Annotated in this window: 16 protein-coding genes; 15 read left to right on the forward strand and 1 reads right to left on the reverse strand. The window is 63.0% G+C overall.

What is annotated here, in order from left to right; translation table 11 throughout:
* The first annotated feature begins 776 nt into the window (after window positions 1–776).
* Genes ACSJJT_RS00085 through ACSJJT_RS00100 form a run of 4 tightly spaced genes read left to right on the forward strand, consistent with a single transcriptional unit; the run spans window position 777 to window position 3,883 of the window.
* Window positions 777–1,694, forward strand: a complete 918-nt coding sequence (locus ACSJJT_RS00085) for a ParA family protein (protein ID WP_435916383.1) — start codon at window positions 777–779, stop codon at window positions 1,692–1,694.
* Window positions 1,679–2,062, forward strand: coding sequence for a hypothetical protein (locus tag ACSJJT_RS00090; protein WP_435916384.1), 384 nt, complete (start codon window positions 1,679–1,681; stop codon window positions 2,060–2,062). The genes ACSJJT_RS00085 and ACSJJT_RS00090 overlap by 16 nt, the downstream gene beginning before the upstream one ends.
* The gene (locus ACSJJT_RS00095) at window positions 2,059–2,796 is read left to right on the forward strand and encodes a pseudouridine synthase (RefSeq protein ID WP_435916385.1); all 738 of its coding nucleotides are present in this window, start codon (window positions 2,059–2,061) and stop codon (window positions 2,794–2,796) included. The genes ACSJJT_RS00090 and ACSJJT_RS00095 overlap by 4 nt, the downstream gene beginning before the upstream one ends.
* A 10-nt stretch (window positions 2,797–2,806) precedes the next feature.
* Window positions 2,807–3,883, forward strand: a complete 1,077-nt coding sequence (locus ACSJJT_RS00100; RefSeq protein WP_435916386.1) for an FKBP-type peptidyl-prolyl cis-trans isomerase — start codon at window positions 2,807–2,809, stop codon at window positions 3,881–3,883.
* A 62-nt stretch (window positions 3,884–3,945) separates the two neighbouring features.
* On the opposite strand, the gene gluQRS is transcribed toward ACSJJT_RS00100, so the two are convergent.
* A complete protein-coding gene (gene gluQRS / locus ACSJJT_RS00105; RefSeq protein WP_435916387.1) occupies window positions 3,946–4,935 on the reverse strand; it encodes a tRNA glutamyl-Q(34) synthetase GluQRS in 990 nt (329 codons plus the stop codon).
* 86 nt (window positions 4,936–5,021) lie between these two features.
* On the opposite strand from gluQRS, the gene ACSJJT_RS00110 reads away from it, so the two are divergent.
* The 11 genes from ACSJJT_RS00110 (at window position 5,022) to ilvC (ending at window position 16,146) form a co-directional block, all read left to right on the forward strand.
* A complete protein-coding gene (locus tag ACSJJT_RS00110) occupies window positions 5,022–5,984 on the forward strand; it encodes a helix-turn-helix transcriptional regulator (RefSeq protein ID WP_435916388.1) in 963 nt (320 codons plus the stop codon).
* On the forward strand, window positions 5,981–6,946 hold the full coding sequence (locus ACSJJT_RS00115; protein WP_435916389.1) for a WYL domain-containing protein: 966 nt from the start codon (window positions 5,981–5,983) through the stop codon (window positions 6,944–6,946). The genes ACSJJT_RS00110 and ACSJJT_RS00115 overlap by 4 nt, the downstream gene beginning before the upstream one ends.
* A gap of 2 nt (window positions 6,947–6,948) precedes the next feature.
* Window positions 6,949–7,152: a hypothetical protein gene (locus tag ACSJJT_RS00120; protein WP_435916978.1), complete on the forward strand. Its 204-nt coding sequence runs from the start codon at window positions 6,949–6,951 to the stop codon at window positions 7,150–7,152.
* 92 nt (window positions 7,153–7,244) lie between these two features.
* Window positions 7,245–7,478, forward strand: coding sequence for a twin-arginine translocase TatA/TatE family subunit (locus ACSJJT_RS00125; protein ID WP_435916390.1), 234 nt, complete (start codon window positions 7,245–7,247; stop codon window positions 7,476–7,478).
* An 8-nt stretch (window positions 7,479–7,486) separates the two neighbouring features.
* The gene (gene tatC, locus ACSJJT_RS00130) at window positions 7,487–8,365 is read left to right on the forward strand and encodes a twin-arginine translocase subunit TatC (protein WP_435916391.1); all 879 of its coding nucleotides are present in this window, start codon (window positions 7,487–7,489) and stop codon (window positions 8,363–8,365) included.
* A 116-nt stretch (window positions 8,366–8,481) separates the two neighbouring features.
* A complete protein-coding gene (locus ACSJJT_RS00135) occupies window positions 8,482–11,241 on the forward strand; it encodes a DEAD/DEAH box helicase (protein WP_435916392.1) in 2,760 nt (919 codons plus the stop codon).
* 72 nt (window positions 11,242–11,313) lie between these two features.
* Window positions 11,314–12,075 (forward strand): imidazole glycerol phosphate synthase subunit HisF, encoded by a 762-nt coding sequence (hisF, locus tag ACSJJT_RS00140; protein ID WP_435916393.1) that lies wholly within the window; start codon window positions 11,314–11,316, stop codon window positions 12,073–12,075.
* Between the two features lie 44 nt (window positions 12,076–12,119).
* Window positions 12,120–12,530 carry an HIT family protein gene (locus ACSJJT_RS00145; protein WP_435916394.1) on the forward strand — a complete coding sequence of 137 codons (411 nt, stop codon included), beginning with the start codon at window positions 12,120–12,122 and terminating at the stop codon, window positions 12,528–12,530.
* Window positions 12,531–12,744: 214 nt separating this feature from the next.
* Window positions 12,745–14,550: an acetolactate synthase large subunit gene (locus ACSJJT_RS00150; RefSeq protein WP_435916395.1), complete on the forward strand. Its 1,806-nt coding sequence runs from the start codon at window positions 12,745–12,747 to the stop codon at window positions 14,548–14,550.
* Between the two features lies 1 nt (window position 14,551).
* On the forward strand, window positions 14,552–15,058 hold the full coding sequence (gene ilvN, locus ACSJJT_RS00155) for an acetolactate synthase small subunit (RefSeq protein WP_435916396.1): 507 nt from the start codon (window positions 14,552–14,554) through the stop codon (window positions 15,056–15,058).
* A gap of 59 nt (window positions 15,059–15,117) precedes the next feature.
* The gene (ilvC, locus tag ACSJJT_RS00160; RefSeq protein WP_435916397.1) at window positions 15,118–16,146 is read left to right on the forward strand and encodes a ketol-acid reductoisomerase; all 1,029 of its coding nucleotides are present in this window, start codon (window positions 15,118–15,120) and stop codon (window positions 16,144–16,146) included.
* Window positions 16,147–16,202 lie beyond the last annotated feature (56 nt).

Genomic DNA, 16,202 nt, shown 5'->3' on the forward strand with positions numbered 1-16,202 from the left:
GCGCCGCGGCGCAGATCGCTTGGTCGCCGTCCATGACAGAAGCGACCTCCCGTAGAAGATGATGAACGACACCCCTCGTTGAAGGTGATGCTGACGTTGCCATCGGTGCTCATCTCGTCATTGACCTCCCGCCACTGTGCAACGCCATGAAATGTGAATGGATCGTCCATGGTGACGTTCACGTCAGACACCGGTCGAGGGAATGTGAATGTCGTCTGGGAGCGGTTCTCGAGGAACACGTGCGGAGTCGTGAGGGTGCTGTCGGTGGGGGGACTGGAAGATCGCCGATCCAGGCATCCTTGTCGCGCCGACGTCGTAGGTGGTGATGTCGATTCCCTCAACGTGGTCGCTATTGTAGGGTCACTCGGACTGGGCCGCGGTCGATGACACGTGTCGTAGGTTCGCATGAGGCGGCGTAGACCGGGAGGGTGGTCGCGACTACTGCGGTGGGTGCTGCCCATGACAGTCCACGAGTGAGTGTCTGTCCGAAGACATCAGGCGTTGCATTCGTGGTCAATGCGGCCTCCTTGATGCCATGGGAACGTGTTTCGTGACCTGGGTCTTGTCAGCGCGGAGTACCGAGTATATTCAAGCTATGGAATAGATATGAATTGACAGTTGATATCTTGACACGAGCTGCCAGCGGATCAATCCGCATGCGAACGGTCCTTGTGCCGGCTGCGGGGCGCAGCTGTTGGATCCGCCCACTATCGTGGGTGCGAGCACGGATTGTTGCCGTGACGATGCTGTCGTGACGTCGAGAGGAAGGTCACCACGTGTCCGAGACTGACCCCGAACCGCTGTTCCGCGTCCCCGGGCCGGGCCGGGAGGCCCAGGAGGCTGCTGAGAACTCCGTTGGTCCGACCGGACGCCCACTTCCTGACCTTCCCGAGCCGACGCCGGTTCCTGACGGTCCGAAGCACGCCACCGTCATCTCGATGTGTAACCAGAAGGGTGGAGTCGGCAAGACGACGACGACCATCAACCTGGGCGCGGGGCTGGCCGAGTATGGCCGCAAGGTACTCCTCGTCGACTTCGATCCGCAGGGATCGCTGTCGGTGGGACTGGGCGTCAACCCACACACCTTGGAGAAGTCGATCTACACCCTCCTGATGTCGCGGCGTGACGACGTTCATGACGTCATCCAGCCCACCGAGACCGAGGGCATGGATCTGCTGCCTGCCAACATTGACCTGTCGGCAGCCGAGGTGCAGCTCGTCAGCGAGGTTGCCCGTGAGCAGACCCTCAGGCGAGTCATCGATCGTGTCCGGGGCGACTACGACATGATCCTCATCGACTGTGCCCCGTCGCTGGGTTTGCTCACCATCAATGCCCTAACGGCATCTGACTACGTCATCATGCCGCTGGAATGTGAGTTTTTCGCCCTGCGCGGTATCGCCCTGCTCACCGACACCATTGAGAAGGTGCAGGATCGCCTCAACCCGGATCTGGAGATCCTGGGCATCCTCGGAACGATGTTCGACCCGCGTACCCTGCATGCCCGCGAGGTCATGGAGCGTGTCGTACAGGCCTTTGGGGACGTCGTCTTCCACACTGTCATCAAGCGCACCATCAAGTTCCCCGAGACCACCGTGGCCGGGGAGCCGATCACCAGCTATGCCTCCTCATCACTGGGAGCCCAGGCCTATCGTGATCTGGCCAAGGAGGTTCTGACACGATGCCGCGCCGAGTGAGCCTGCCGGGAGCCAACGAACTCTTCCGACCCACCGCCGACATTCACCAATCCGAACGTGCGAAGGACCCCGAGAAGATGCCGGGGAAAACCGCCAAGGACGTCCGGGCCAGGATACCTGGGGACAAGCGCACTGGTAGCGGGCGGGTCCGTCACGATGAGAAGATCACCGTGTATGTCTCCACCGAGGAACTCATTGCTCTGGAGACCGCCAGACTGACCCTGCGATCCCGGGGAATCAACGCCGATCGTGGCCGTATCGTGCGCGCATCGGTCGCCATGGCCCTGGCCGATCTGGAGGAGAACGGCCACGATTCCACACTGGCCCGTCTCCTCACCACTGACGGAACAACGCGAGGAAGAACATGAGCGACGAGCAAGGCATCCGGCTTCAGAAGGTGCTGGCCCAGGCTGGGCTGGCATCTCGCCGTGCTGCGGAAGAGATGATCACGGCTGGACGAGTCGAGGTCAACGGTGAACTCATCATTGAGCAGGGACGACGCGTCGATCCCGAGCGCGACGAGATCCGCGTCGACGGGTCTCGTATCCCCACCGCTCGACGACACGTCTACTACGTGCTCAACAAGCCGCAAGGTGTCGTGTCCACGATGGACGACCCGCAAGGACGCCCCTGCCTGTCGGACATCGAGGGAGTGCCGCGCGGTATTCGCCTGTTCCACGTCGGTCGTCTTGACACCGAGACCTCTGGCCTCATTCTGTTGACCAACGATGGTGAGTTCTCCAACCGCATGACCCACCCGTCATACAAGGTTCTCAAGACCTACTTGGCCGACGTCGAGGGTCGGGTCGATGACAAGGTCATTCGTCGCCTTGCGAAGGGCATCACCTTGGAGGACGGCCCGGTCAAGCCTGATGCCGTCCGTCTGGTGCAGGTCAGCGACGAGCACTCCCTGGTCGAGGTGAGCCTTCACGAGGGCCGAAATCGGATCGTGCGTCGCATGATGGACTCGGTCGCACACCCGGTGCGCCGACTGTCGCGGACTGCGATCGGGCCGGTTCGACTAGGGCGTTTGGGACGTGGCGACATGCGCGAACTCACGCACGAGGAGCTGGGTCAGCTTCTCGACCTTGTCGAATTGTGAGGCCACGTCAGTGACAGGAATTGTTCTGAGGCGCTACTCGGGTACCCTCAGGCAGGTGAGTTCGAACAAGCATCGTCGGGTCAGCGCTGCGGCACTTGCCGCCGTACTGTGCGTGTCGTCACTGGCCCTTGCCTCCTGCAACAAGTCATCCCCCGACGCCGAGCCGTCGCCGAGTAACTCGGCAAGCGCCCCGGCCTCCGCCCCCGCGGGCACGAAGGCTTCGGCCACTGCGACCAAGAAGCCGACCATGGTCACGAGTCTTGATCAGATCAAGGTGTCCGGTGAGGACGGCAAGGCCCCCAAGGTTGAGGGATCATGGCCGCTGGCCATCGCCAAGACCCAGGCCAAGGTACTCAAGGAGGGTGACGGCGAGAAGGTTGACAAGAACGCCACCGTCAAGGTGAATTACCTTGGCGTCAACGGGCGTACCGGCAAGGTGTTCGACTCCTCTTACCAGCGTGGTTCAACCGTGGACTTCCCGCTGTCCCAGGTCGTCCCAGGATTTGCGAAAGGTCTCACCGGCAAACACGAGGGTGATCGGGTCCTCATCATGATGCCGGGTTCTGACGCTTACGATTCGAAGGGCGGCGCCCCGCAGGCTGGCATCATGAAGGGCGATTCCCTCATCTTCGTCGTAGACATCGTCAACGTGCCGCTCGCCAAGGCCAAGGGTGAAGCGGTGACCCCGACCTCTGGTCTGCCCACCGTCAAGGAGGTTCAGGGAGCCCCCGCCGTGACGATCGGCAACGCCAAGAAGCCGTCGAAGCTTGTCGCCCAGCCCCTCATCAAGGGAGACGGCAAGAAGGTCACCCCCAAGGATGCGATTGACGTCAAGTACCGCACCTATGCCTGGTCCTCCAAAGAGCTCATTGAGGACGGCTTCTCCAGTGAGGCCGTCACTGGTTCCATGAGTTCGGTCATCCCGGGGTGGAAGAAGGGCCTGGCGGGTCAGACGGTCGGTTCGCGCGTCATGCTCATCGTCCCGCCTGCCGATGCCTACCCGGAGGGCAACACCAATCCGCCGGTCAAGAAGGGCGAGACCTTGGTGTACGTCATCGACATTCTCTCGGCTCAGAAGGAGTCCTGAGCCCCTGATCTGAGGCACTGAGTCGGCCGGTCCCCTCATGAGTGGGCCGGCCGAATCCGTTGTCACAACTCGACCACGGGCAACACGGCGTCGCTCCACCAGCCACGTGGCCCTGCAAGCGGAGCTGGATCAAGTGGGGTCACGTGGGCCGGGGGAGAGGGCGGGGTCAGAGCCGCGGACCCGATGAGGTCATGCGGATCGGTGGCTTCCGGAAGACCCAAGGAGCGGCACAACCATGCCACGACGTGGTTGCGGTCGATGCCGGCTTCCATGAGGTCGGTCAGCCCTGCAGCCCCTGCTGACTTCGAGAGACGCTCACCGTCGGGAGCGGTGACAAGACCGGTGTGCGCATAGGTTGGGGCCTCAAAACCGAGTAGTGCGGCCAAGTGGGCCTGACGGGGCGCCGAAGACCACAGATCCCTGGCTCGAACCACCTGATTCACCCCTTGCAAACCGTCGTCAACGACCACTGCGAGGTTGTATGCGGGGGTGCCGTCGTTACGGACCAGGACGAGATCGTCGACTCGCCCTCGGCAGTGTCCGCGCGCCAGGTCGGTGGCCTGGAAGGAGTCGATCTCGCTGGCCAGGCGGGTGGCAGGAGGGCGCTTCCCAGCCCGTTCTTCGCGCTGTGGTGTGGTCAGGGTTCGGCAGGTGCTTGGGTAGGGACGCCAGTCGGCCTCGTTGGGGGCGGTGGTCGCTGCCGCGATCTCCTTGCGAGTGCAGAAGCAGGGGTAGGTGTCCAAGCCTGCGACGGCGTCAGCGTAGAGATCACGACGTTCCGACTGCCGGACCACTGGCCCGTCCCAGTCGATGCCGAGGGTCTCCAGGTCCCGTAACTGGGCCGAGGAGATGTTCCCGGCGGCCGCTACTCGCGCCTGGTCCAGGTCCTCGATGCGCACCACGAATCGGCGTTGCGAGGATCGGGCCAGCAACCAGGCCGCCAATGCCGTACGGAGGTTTCCCAGGTGGAGGGACGAGGTGGGGGATGGGGCAAATCGTCCTGCTGGCCCGGATGGCTGCGCAGAAGAATGGGTCGCGGCAAAATCGGTCACGAGCGGCAGTGTAGGCAACAATTGTTGTGACGGAATGGCTGTGCCCGCCCATATGGGTAGGCTGTGACGCTGGAAGGAGGGTGCCGATGGCTGCGCAGCGTTCGGAGAGGTTGGTCAACCTCGTCATCGCTCTCCTGGTCACCGACCGTCCTCTCACTCGTGCTCAGTTGCGCGACATGATCGAGGACTACCGCAACGTCTCTGAGGTTGCCTTCCAGCGCTCGTTCGAGCGCGACAAGGAGGAACTGCGTCGGATCGGCATCACTGTCGAGTCCGTGACCCTCGATACCTTCTTCGGTGACGAGGTCGGCTACCGGATCCCTCGTGCTGACGTCGAGCTACCACCTGTGCAGTTCACCCAGGCCGAGGCTGACGCCCTGGCCACCGCGGCGCGGGTGTGGCGGGAATCCGTTCTTGACGAGTCCTCCACCTCTGCGCTGGTGAAGCTACGTGCGGCTGGTGTCGAACCCGACACCGAGGCCGGTATCGCTACCCAGGTCGTCACCGGTGCTGATGCGCCATCCTTCTCCGATCTGTGGCGGGCCACCATCGATCGCTCCCGGGTGAGATTCGGGTACCGAGGTGGCAAACAGCGCACCGTCGATCCATGGCGGATGGCCTTGCGCCGCGGACGTTGGTACCTCGTCGGACATGACGTCGACCGTGACGAACCGCGACTGTTCCGCCTCTCGCGCATCAGCTCTGCGGTGACCACGGTGGGGGAGCCCGGTACCGTCACCAGTCCCGAACCTGAGGTCATTGAGGCCCACCTCAATCGCCTTGAACCGCCCGAGCCTGAGGAGGTCGACGTCACCTTGGCTGTTGCTCCCGGTGTGCGTCTGGGGGTCATGACGACTCGCGCCGAGTGGGACGGGCCCGTTCCCGAGGGGTACGAGGTCGTCACCGGCGGGTTCGGTGGATATGGCGAGGCCGCCACCGCCGTGCTGCGCGCTGGTGGACGCATCATTCTGCTCGCCCCGGAGAAGGCCCGCACGGTGCTCGCCGATCGTATTCAGGCTGTCCTGCGGTTGCAGGAGGATGTCTCATGACCGCTCGTACTGACACCGCCAGGCTGCTCGCGCTCATCCCGTATCTGCGGTCCCACCCCGGAGTCGCCGTCACCGAGGTCGCCCGAGTATTCGGAGTGACCACCGATCGGGTGATCGCTGATCTCAAGATCCTGTGGATGGTCGGCCTGCCCGGCGGTATGCCGGACGACCTCATAGACATCGACATGGATGCCGTTGACTCCGACGGCACCATCACAATCACCAATGCCGACGCCCTGCCACGTCCCATGCGGTTGACTCCCGACGAGGCGTGGTCCCTGCTAGCCGCCCTGCAGGTCATCGCCGATCTGGCTGACGAAACGGTTCGGCCCGCCGTGGCCTCGGCGGTTGAGAAACTGCGCCAGGTCTGCCCGCAGTCCGGTCCGGACCCGGTGGAGGCCAGTGTGGAGGCCGATTACGACCCGCGTTCGGAGTGGTTCACCGGGGCGTGCGCCAACAAATGGCGCATTGAGATCGTCCACAAGCGAGGCGACGATCCGACCCCGCACACTCAGGTCGTCGACCCTGTTCGGGTGGAGGTTCGTGACGGGCATCGTTACCTCGTCGGATGGTCGATGGCTCGCAAGCAGTGGCGAACATGGCGTCTGGACCGCATCGTGACGGGCAAGAGGGTCGGCCACGCCACCAACCATGGCCGCCCGCCCAAGACCCTTGAGTGGTTCTCGGATGTCGTTGACGAGGTGACGTTGACCCTGGCCCCGCGTGCCAGATGGGTCGCCGAATATCACCCGGTGCGCCACGTCGAGAAGGACGGGGACGTGTGGAAGGTGACATTCGCGGTCGCCTCTGCGACCTGGCTCGCCGAACTCATGGTGGGTCTGGGCTGCGATGTCCTCGCCGTTGATCCGCCTCGCGCGGCTGCTCCTGCGATTCAGCTGGCACGCGCGGCGGCCGCGGCCAACGGCATTGAGGTGCCACGGCGTGAGGCTGGGGGCGAGTGATGATGGGGTGGTTGTGGGTCCTTGTCCTCGCCTTCGTCCTGCTCGTCGTGGAGATCGTGGTCGGCACGATCTGGCTGTGGCGCAAGGCCGCTGCACTGCTGAGCGGCGTGGAACAGACGACCGGTCGGCTCGATGAGTTGGCCCACATTCTGGAGGATTTCGACACCACCGCTGGCAAGGAGTCGATGAGGTCCGACGTACGCTGATCATCGTGGTAGCCTGAACGCCGATCGTCGAGCTGGCGACCCCCCGTGTGGTATGGGAACGGATGCCAGCCAAGTCTGGAAGGAGAGCCTCAATGGCTCCTCTGCTCATCGCGAATGACATGACCATCATCATCATCATCATCCTCGCGCTTGTTCTCTTCGGTGGTTCCCGCATCGCCGGCGTCGGCAAGGGTGCCGGCCGCGCCATCCGTGAGTTCAAGGAAGAGACGGCCGGTCTCGAGAAGGGCAAGGACAAGGAGGCCGAGAAGGACACCACGGCCGTCGAGGCTGACGTCGCCAAGGATCAGAGCAAGCCGACCGAGTGAGTTAACCCATGGCCACGGATACCCCGGTCGAGCAGACTGACGGTGAGGATCATCGTCGGTTTGCCCGATTCCGTCCACCCCAGGCCGGGGAGGGCGGTGCGATGTCGCTCCTGGACCACGTTCGGGAACTTCGGTACCGAATCATCGTGTCGTTCATCGCGGTCGTCATCACGAGCTCCGTGGCCTTCGTGTTCTATCGGCCGCTGGTCGAGATCGTCATGTATCCCTACCAGCAGGCCAGCGCCGCGATCAAGGACAAGAATCCAGCGGCCTCCCTGCAGGTCGTCAACACCGGTGTCGTCGCCCCGTTCGTGTTGAACATGAGGGTGGCCATCGTCGCCGGACTCATCGCAGCCTGTCCCGTCTGGCTGTACCAGATATGGGCCTACATCGTCCCTGGTCTGCTCGTCAACGAGAAGAAGTGGGCGCTGAGATTCCTGGGATCGGCCATTCCGCTGTTCCTCATCGGTTCGGCGCTGGGTTATTGGGTGCTGCCCAAGGGCATCGCCCTTATGCTGAATTTCACGCCTCATGGCATGGGCATCACCAACCTGCTCGACATGAATGCCTTCTTGGCTCTGGAGATCCGCGTCATCCTGCTGTTCGGCGTGAGCTTCCTGCTGCCAGTGGTCCTGGTCCTGCTCAACTTGATTCACGTTCTGTCATCTTCACAGTTGAAGGCGGCTCGCAAGTGGTCCATCTTCGGATTCTTCTGCCTGGGCGCCTTCGTCAATCCGTCCGGTGACCCCATTTCCATGTGCGCCCTGGCCGTCCCACTGAGCGTGATGTACGTCATCGCCGAGTGGATCTGCCGCAGTAATGAGCGCAAACGCAACACTGACGACTTGGGAATCGACAAGTCCGAATTCAACGTTCAGATCGATTGACTCGTGCCAGTCGTCTCGAGCCGTGGGTAGCTGCAACTGACCGTCCTGGCCTGTCCCTTCGCGGTAAACTTCGTCGGTCTGCCGTGACGGTCGTACCTGGTCGCTAGGTTGGAGACATGAGCGAGACTCTTGACCGGTTCATCGCAGGGCTGTCCTTCGAACCCGACGGCTACCAGGTGAAGGCCTGTCAGGATCTCGACGACGGTGCCGGGGTTCTCGTTGCCGCGCCGACGGGTGCCGGCAAGACGGTGGTCGGCGAGTATGCCACTGACTTGGCTCTGGCCTCAGGTCTGAAGTGTTTCTACACCACCCCCATCAAGGCGCTGTCCAACCAGAAGTTCCATGATCTGGTGGCTCGTCACGGTGAGGACCAGGTGGGTCTGTTGACCGGTGACATCACCATCAACTCGCAAGCTCCTGTTGTCGTCATGACGACCGAGGTGTTGCGGAACATGATCTATCGCAGCTCCCACACCCTCGACGCCCTGGGTTGGGTCGTGCTCGACGAGGTGCACTATCTGGCTGACCGTTTCCGCGGGCCGGTGTGGGAAGAGGTCATCCTCGGCCTGGATCCGAAGGTCAAGATCGTCGGGCTGTCAGCGACCGTCTCCAATGCCGAGGAATTCGGAGAATGGCTCGACGAGGTACGCGGGGACGTTAGAGTCGTCGTCTCCGAGCGTCGTCCGGTCCCCCTGACCCAGCACGTTGCCGTCGGGCGGCATCTCCACGATCTTTTTGACGACAGACGCCCCACCGAGGTCAATCAGGAGCTGGTGTCCATAGCCAGGGAGGAGTCCAGATTCCAGCGGGACGACTCCCGCCGCCCCCGAGGCCGCTCGGGCAAGGGGAAACGCAATGTTTCCTATGGCAGCGGGCGGTTTGGCGGAGCTTCCGCCCAGCGTCGAGGACGAGGCGGACGTGACAAGCCGCGCGGTCCTCGTCATCGGCCCAGTCGTATTCAGGTCGTGCGGTCCCTCCAGAGGGCCAACTTGCTGCCCGCCATCATCTTCGTGTTCTCCCGAGCCGGATGTGACGCCGCCGTCAGCCAATTGCTCAACACCGACCTGGTGCTCACGAGCCAGCGGGAAGCCCGCCAACTGCGTCGTATCGCGGAGCGCCACGGCGAAGGATTGACCGACGAGGAACGTCGAGCGGTGGGCTGGAACCACTTCGTGGTGGCCTTCGAGCGCGGTATCGCCGCTCACCACGCAGGGTTACTGCCAGTGCTCAAGGCCATCGTCGAGGAAGGGTTTGTCGCAGGTCTCCTCAAGGTTGTCGTCGCCACCGAGACCCTGGCCCTGGGCATCAACATGCCTGCCCGCACGGTCGTGTTGGAAAAGCTTGTGAAGTACAACGGACAGACCCACGCCGACATCACCCCGGGCGAGTACACCCAGCTCACCGGTCGTGCTGGACGCCGTGGCATCGACACCCAGGGACATGCGGTCGTGTGCTGGCAGGCTGGCATGGACCCGCGTGCGGTGGCCGGGTTGGCCTCCCGGCGGACCTATCCGCTCAACTCGGCCTTCGTCCCGACTTACAACATGGCCGTCAATCTCGTCGGATCCATGGGCCGGGAGAAGGCACGTGATCTACTGGAGCATTCCTTCGCCCAGTTCCAGACGGATCGAAGACTGGGCGGTTCAGCCGTGCGTAGCCGTCAGACCCAGTCCGAGATCGACGCTTACCTGAATGCTGCCCACTGTGAGCACGGCGACTTCGCCGAATACGCCCGGATGCGTGAGCAAATCAGCGAGCTGGAACATGAGCAGGCTCGACTGCGCAAGGCGGATCGGCCCAGCCAGATCGCCGATTCCCTGTCCCGTCTCGATCCGGGTGACGTCATCGCGGTACCGTCCGGGCCGCACGCCGGGTGGGTTGTCGTCGTCGATCCCGGAACTCACGGAAAGAGGGGCAAACGTCCGAAGCCACTCGTCATGACTCCGGGGCGGACCGTCATTCGCCTTGGCCATGAGGACGTCGATGCCCCAGTCAAGAGGGTCGCCGGGGTCAAGGTTCCGCGCCATTTCCACCCCGGAAATCAGGCCGATCGACGTTGCCTGGGCAAGGCCTTCGATCGCGTCCTTGATGGTCTGGGGGAGCCGGTCATCCAACCTAGACGTCTCGAGGTGGACGCGGAGCTGGCCGAGCGCATCCATGACCTACGAACTCGAATGAGGCAGCATCCCTGCCATTCCTGTCCGGATCGGGAATCCCATGCCCGTTTCGCCGAACGTGCCATGAGGCTGACTCGACGCAGCGAACGAGAGCTGGCGAAAGCGCGAGCCAAGGCCACCTCCATCGCAACCCAGTTCGAGCGGATCGTGCTCGTCCTGGAAGCCCTGGGATACCTCGGGGAGGATGGCCAGGACGTCACTGACGCCGGTCGAATGCTGTCGGGGATCTACTCCGAGCTGGACCTCGTGACGACCGAGGCCATGAGGCGTGGCATCTTCGACGAACTCGATCACCCTCAGCTCGCCGCGGTGTTGTCGACCATTGTCTACGAATCTCGTCCCGGTGATCGTGGCCACCTGCACCGCATGCCCGACCAGGCCAGTGAGTCGGCGGAATCCCAGCTTCGAGCCGTGCGAGCCGAGATCGGCCTGCTGGAACGGGATCACCGCATTGAGCGCCCCCGCGACCTCGACATCGGATTCGCGGAAACGGCCTATGCCTGGGCTGCAGGGGCCGGTTTGGAGACGGTGCTTGATGACATGAGCGCCGGTGACTTCGTACGACGGGTGCGTCAGGTCTGTGATCTGGCGGGTCAAATCGCTCATGCGGGAGTCTCTGAGGAGCTCGCTCACACCTGCCGTCAGGTGGTCGGTGCCATGCAGCGCGGTGTTGTCATCATGGATCGCGAGGAGGAGTGAGACCGCCCCTCACCTGCGATGACACCTGGATCACCCACTGCACCAAGGGTCCACACCCGGTAGCCTGTGGCCATGGCTGTGGCTGTGCGTGTCATCCCATGTCTCGACGTCAAGGACGGACGAGTTGTCAAAGGCGTCAACTTCGTCGGTCTGCGCGATGCCGGTGATCCGGTGGAATTGGCGGCCGAATACGGACGTCTGGGGGCTGACGAGGTGACCTTCCTCGATATCTCTGCCTCGACCGAGGGGAGAGCCACGACCTGCGAAATGGTGACCCGCTGCGCCGAGACGGTTTTCGTACCCCTGACAGTGGGCGGCGGTGTGCGAGGGGTCGACGACGTCGACGTCCTGCTGCGATCCGGTGCCGACAAAGTGGGTGTCAACACCGGAGCCATCGCCAACCCGGGAATCATCGACGAGGTCGCCGACCGATTCGGTACTCAGGTGATCGTGTTGTCGGTTGACGCACGACGGGAGCCAGATCAGCCTTCCGGATTCGGGGTGACCACCCACGGTGGAAGCCGATCAGCCGGACTCGACGCCGTCGAGTGGGCTCGGCAAGCCGTCAACAGAGGGGCTGGCGAGATCCTGCTCAACTCCATGGATGCCGATGGCACCACGGACGGTTTCGACATCGAGATGATTGAGGCGGTGCGCCAGGCAGTCGACGTCCCACTCATCGCCTCGGGTGGGGCTGGCACGGTGTCTGACTTCGTCGCGGCGGTGCGGTCCGGTGCCGATGCCGTCCTGGCGGCGTCCGTCTTCCACTACCGCACCCTGACGATAGCTCAGGTCAAGGACGGCTTGCGCAAGGCCGGTTTCGAGGTCCGCTGAGCGAACACCGCCATCAGGAAGAGCCGTTGTGGTAGTCATGATTCATGGACTGCCTTTTCTGCTCAATTGCTGCGGGGGACATCCCCGCGACGATCATTGGTTCTGACGACACCTCGGTCGCATTCCTCGACATCGAGCCCTTCCAGGATGGCCACACCCTCGTCATTCCGCGAAAGCACGTCACGAGCGTCCTTGACGACGACGGGGAGTTGGCTCGGATCAGCCCGATGGTGACGAAGGTCGCTCGCCGTCTGGTCGACTCGCTGGGAGCATCCGGAGTCAACATCGTCTCCAATGCCGGTGACGTCGCTGGTCAGAGCGTCCACCATCTCCACGTCCATGTCATCCCGCGGTACGACAGCGAGCCCGGGATCAACGCCATTCGTTCGACCATGCCGCTGCGTCCGGTCGAGGAGATTGCCGCCATGGTGAGCGGAGAGCCGCACAGAAAATAGTCCACAATGTGGGACGTATGTCCGAATTGGTTGACGGCTGGCCGTCCATGCACAAAGATCAAAGGTATGAACGGCCAGCTCATTGTTATTGGTTAGCGTCCTCATCTTCGGATAGGACGCTCCCTCGTGTGCCACTCGGCAGCGAGGGTTTTTTCTTGTCCAGGACTTTGACAGCACCAATGAAGCCGTTTCACAACCACGGATGGAGGATGACATGGCCGAGGAATCCCGGCAGCAACGAATGATGACTGGCGCACAGATCGTCATTGAGAGCCTTGGGAAGCTCGGTGTCGAGGTCGTCTTTGGGCTTCCCGGTGGCGCGATCATGCCGACCTATGATCCGCTGATGGATTCCGCGAAGGTGCGGCACATCTTGGTGCGCCATGAGCAGGGGGCTGGTCATGCCGCAGAGGGCTACGCAGTGGCCACCGGAAAGGTGGGCGTGTGCATGGCGACCTCGGGACCAGGCGCAACTAACCTCGTCACCCCCCTCTACGACGCCTACCTGGACTCGGTACCGCTGGTCGCCATCACCGGTCAGGTCGGTACCAGCCTCATCGGAACTGATGGCTTCCAGGAGGCTGACATTCGCGGTATCACGATGCCGATCACCAAGCACAATTTCCTCGTCACTCGTGCCGACGACATCCCGCTGGTGATGGTTGAGGCCTTCCACATCGCGTCGACCGGGCGGCCCGGGCCGGTCCTCATTGACATCACCAAGGACGCCCAGACCTCGGTCGTCCCGTTCACGTGGCCCAAGCAGTACGATCTGCCTGGCTACAGGCCGACGACTCGTCCCCACAGCAGGCAGATCAAGGAGGCGCGCGACCTCATTCGTGCCGCTCGTCGTCCGGTGTTCTACATCGGTGGAGGCGTCGCCAGGGCCGAGGCTGCGGGCGAGCTGGCTCGGGTGGTCGACATGACGGGCATCCCGGTTGTGACCACCTTGACGGCCCGTGATGTCTTCCCGTCCACCCATCCGCTAGCTCTGGGCATGCCCGGCATGCACGGCTCGGTGGCTGCTGTCGGAGCGTTGCAGCGCGCCGATCTGCTCATTGCTGTCGGCACTCGGTTCGACGACCGTGTCACTGGACGGCTCGATACCTTCGCTCCCGGCGCCAAGGTCATCCACGCCGACATTGATCCCGCTGAGATCGGCAAGAACCGTCACGTCGATGTCCCGATCGTCGGTGACGCCAGGCTGACTCTGTCGCGCCTGGCGGAGTCCCTGGAGGACAAGGAGCTGGCCGACATCTCGAGCTGGGTGCGTCAGCTGCAGCGGATGAAGGAGTCTTACGCACCGTCGTGGGAAGAGGTTCCCGAGGGTGAGATCTCCCCGCAGCAGGTCATCCAGCGCATTGGAGCCCTGGCACCTGAGCACAGCGTGTTCGTGACCGGTGTGGGCCAGCACCAGATGTGGGCCTCCCATTTCCTGCCACATGACAAGCCGCGCTCCTGGCTGACCTCCGGTGGAGCCGGAACGATGGGTTACTGCGTCCCGGCGGCTCTGGGGGTCAAGATCGGGCGTCCCGAGGCCACCGTGTGGGGTATTGACGGTGACGGCTGTTTCCAGATGACCAATCAGGAGCTCGTCACGGCTGCCCTCAATGGTGCGCCGATCAAGATCGCCATCATCAACAACAACGTGTTGGGCATGGTGCGGCAGTGGCAGAACCTCTTCTTCGATTCCCGGTTCTCCCACACTGACCTGCATTCAGACCGTCTGCCGGATTTCGTCAAGCTCGCCGAGGCGATGGGCTGTGCGGCCTTCCGCGTGACCGATCCGGACAAGGTCGACGAGACGATCAAGGCTGCCAACGAGATCAACGATCGTCCGGTGGTGGTGGAGTTCGTCGTCCACACCGACGCCATGGTGTGGCCGATGGTGGCTGCCGGAGCCAGCAACGATGACATCAAGATCGCTCGCGGCATGGCCCCCGACTGGGGACACGCCGGGGATGAGACCGCACCTGTCGATGACGAGGACGGCGTAGACGACGAGACCGAGGAGAACTGAGATGACCACACACGTGCTGTCGGTGCTGGTGACGAACCGTCCGGGCGTGTTGACCCGGGTGTCGGGCCTGTTCGCCCGCCGGGGTTACAACATCGAGTCCCTGACCGTCTCGCCGACCGATGATCCCAGCGAGTCCCGGATGACGATCGGAATGAGCGTCGTCTCGGCCCAGGCCCTCGAGCAGATCGTCAAGCAGCTCAACAAGCTCATCGAGGTTCACAAGATCGTCGAGCTGGATCCCGGTGCGGTGACCCGTGAGCTCATCCTCGTCAAGGTGCGCTCCAACGTCGAGAACCGCTCGAAGATCATCGACACCGTAGAGCTGTTTCGAGCCAAGACCGTCGACGTCTCACTGGAGTCGCTGACGATCGAGGCGACCGGGGGGCGTGAGAAGCTGGACGCATTGCTGCAGATGCTTGAGCCATTCGGAATCATCGAACTCGTTCAATCCGGACAGGTGGCACTCAACCGTGGTGCCGCCGCCCTCAAGACAAAACGCTCCGGATGATCTGGGATTCCTCAACGAAAAGACAACAAGGCCCAAACCCAACAAGGAGAGAACACATCATGGCAAAGATCTACTACGACGACGACGCCGACCTGTCCATCATCCAGAACCGTCAGGTTGCCGTCATCGGTTACGGCTCCCAGGGTCATGCCCACGCCCTCAACCTGCGTGACTCCGGTGTTGACGTGCGTGTCGGTCTGCGCGAGGGCTCCTCGTCGATCGCCAAGGCCGAGGCCCAGGGGCTGCGCGTGCTGCCCATCGAGGAGGCTTGTGAGGAGGCCGACGTCGTCATGGTCCTGGCTCCTGACCAGAACCAGCGTCAGCTGTACGCAGAGCAGATCGCCCCGCACCTCAAGGATGGCGACGCACTCTTCTTCGCCCATGGCTTCAACGTCCACTTCGGTTACATCAAGGCCCCCGAGGGCGTCGACGTCTGCATGGTTGCCCCGAAGGGCCCCGGCCACATCGTGCGTCGTGAGTACGCCGACGGGCGTGGCGTCCCGGTGCTGGTCTGCGTCGAGCAGGACGCCTCCGGAACGGCGTGGGATCTGACCAAGTCTTACGCCAAGGCCCTCGGAGGTCTGCGCGCCGGCGGCATCGAGACCAGCTTCCGCGAGGAGACCGAGACCGACCTCTTCGGTGAGCAGGCCGTGCTGTGTGGTGGCCTGTCGCACCTCATCCAGGCTGGCTTCGAGACCCTCGTCAACGCCGGTTACCAGCCGGAGATGGCCTACTTCGAGGTCTGCCACGAGATGAAGATGATCGTCGACCTCATCATCGAGGGTGGCATCTCCAAGCAGCGTTGGTCGATCTCCGACACTGCTGAGTACGGCGACTACGTCTCCGGCCCGCGCGTCATTGATGACCATGTCAAGGAGAACATGAAGGCCGTCCTGGACGACATCCAGACCGGTGCCTTCGCCAAGCGCTTCATTGACGACCAGGATGCCGGTGCCCCGGAGTTCAAGAAGCTGCGCGAGGAGGAGGCCAAGCACCCGATTGAGGCCACTGGCAAGGAGCTTCGCAAGATGTACTCCTGGCTGGCCGCCACCGACGAGGACTACACCGAGGGCAACGCCGCTCGCTGAGCCTGAGCAGTGCTGACTCGTGCCGAGGGCCCGTGGAGATCCACGGGCCCTCGGAC

It is taken from the genome of Cutibacterium nasicola (genome assembly GCF_051303185.1).
In the GTDB taxonomy this organism is placed as follows: Bacteria; Actinomycetota; Actinomycetes; order Propionibacteriales; family Propionibacteriaceae; genus Cutibacterium.

Excerpts from the sequence above, each read along its gene's own strand:
- ACSJJT_RS00090 (WP_435916384.1), top strand. The coding sequence starts at position 1,679 with ATGCCGCGCCGAGTGAGCCTGCCGGGAGCCAACGAACTCTTCCGACCC.
- ACSJJT_RS00095 (WP_435916385.1), top strand. The coding sequence starts at position 2,059 with ATGAGCGACGAGCAAGGCATCCGGCTTCAGAAGGTGCTGGCCCAGGCT.
- ACSJJT_RS00110 (WP_435916388.1), top strand. The coding sequence starts at position 5,022 with ATGGCTGCGCAGCGTTCGGAGAGGTTGGTCAACCTCGTCATCGCTCTC.
- ACSJJT_RS00115 (WP_435916389.1), top strand. The coding sequence starts at position 5,981 with ATGACCGCTCGTACTGACACCGCCAGGCTGCTCGCGCTCATCCCGTAT.
- ACSJJT_RS00120 (WP_435916978.1), top strand. The coding sequence starts at position 6,949 with ATGGGGTGGTTGTGGGTCCTTGTCCTCGCCTTCGTCCTGCTCGTCGTG.
- ACSJJT_RS00125 (WP_435916390.1), top strand. The coding sequence starts at position 7,245 with ATGGCTCCTCTGCTCATCGCGAATGACATGACCATCATCATCATCATC.
- tatC (WP_435916391.1), top strand. The coding sequence starts at position 7,487 with ATGGCCACGGATACCCCGGTCGAGCAGACTGACGGTGAGGATCATCGT.
- ACSJJT_RS00135 (WP_435916392.1), top strand. The coding sequence starts at position 8,482 with ATGAGCGAGACTCTTGACCGGTTCATCGCAGGGCTGTCCTTCGAACCC.
- hisF (WP_435916393.1), top strand. The coding sequence starts at position 11,314 with ATGGCTGTGGCTGTGCGTGTCATCCCATGTCTCGACGTCAAGGACGGA.
- ACSJJT_RS00145 (WP_435916394.1), top strand. The coding sequence starts at position 12,120 with ATGGACTGCCTTTTCTGCTCAATTGCTGCGGGGGACATCCCCGCGACG.
- ACSJJT_RS00150 (WP_435916395.1), top strand. The coding sequence starts at position 12,745 with ATGGCCGAGGAATCCCGGCAGCAACGAATGATGACTGGCGCACAGATC.
- ilvN (WP_435916396.1), top strand. The coding sequence starts at position 14,552 with ATGACCACACACGTGCTGTCGGTGCTGGTGACGAACCGTCCGGGCGTG.
- ilvC (WP_435916397.1), top strand. The coding sequence starts at position 15,118 with ATGGCAAAGATCTACTACGACGACGACGCCGACCTGTCCATCATCCAG.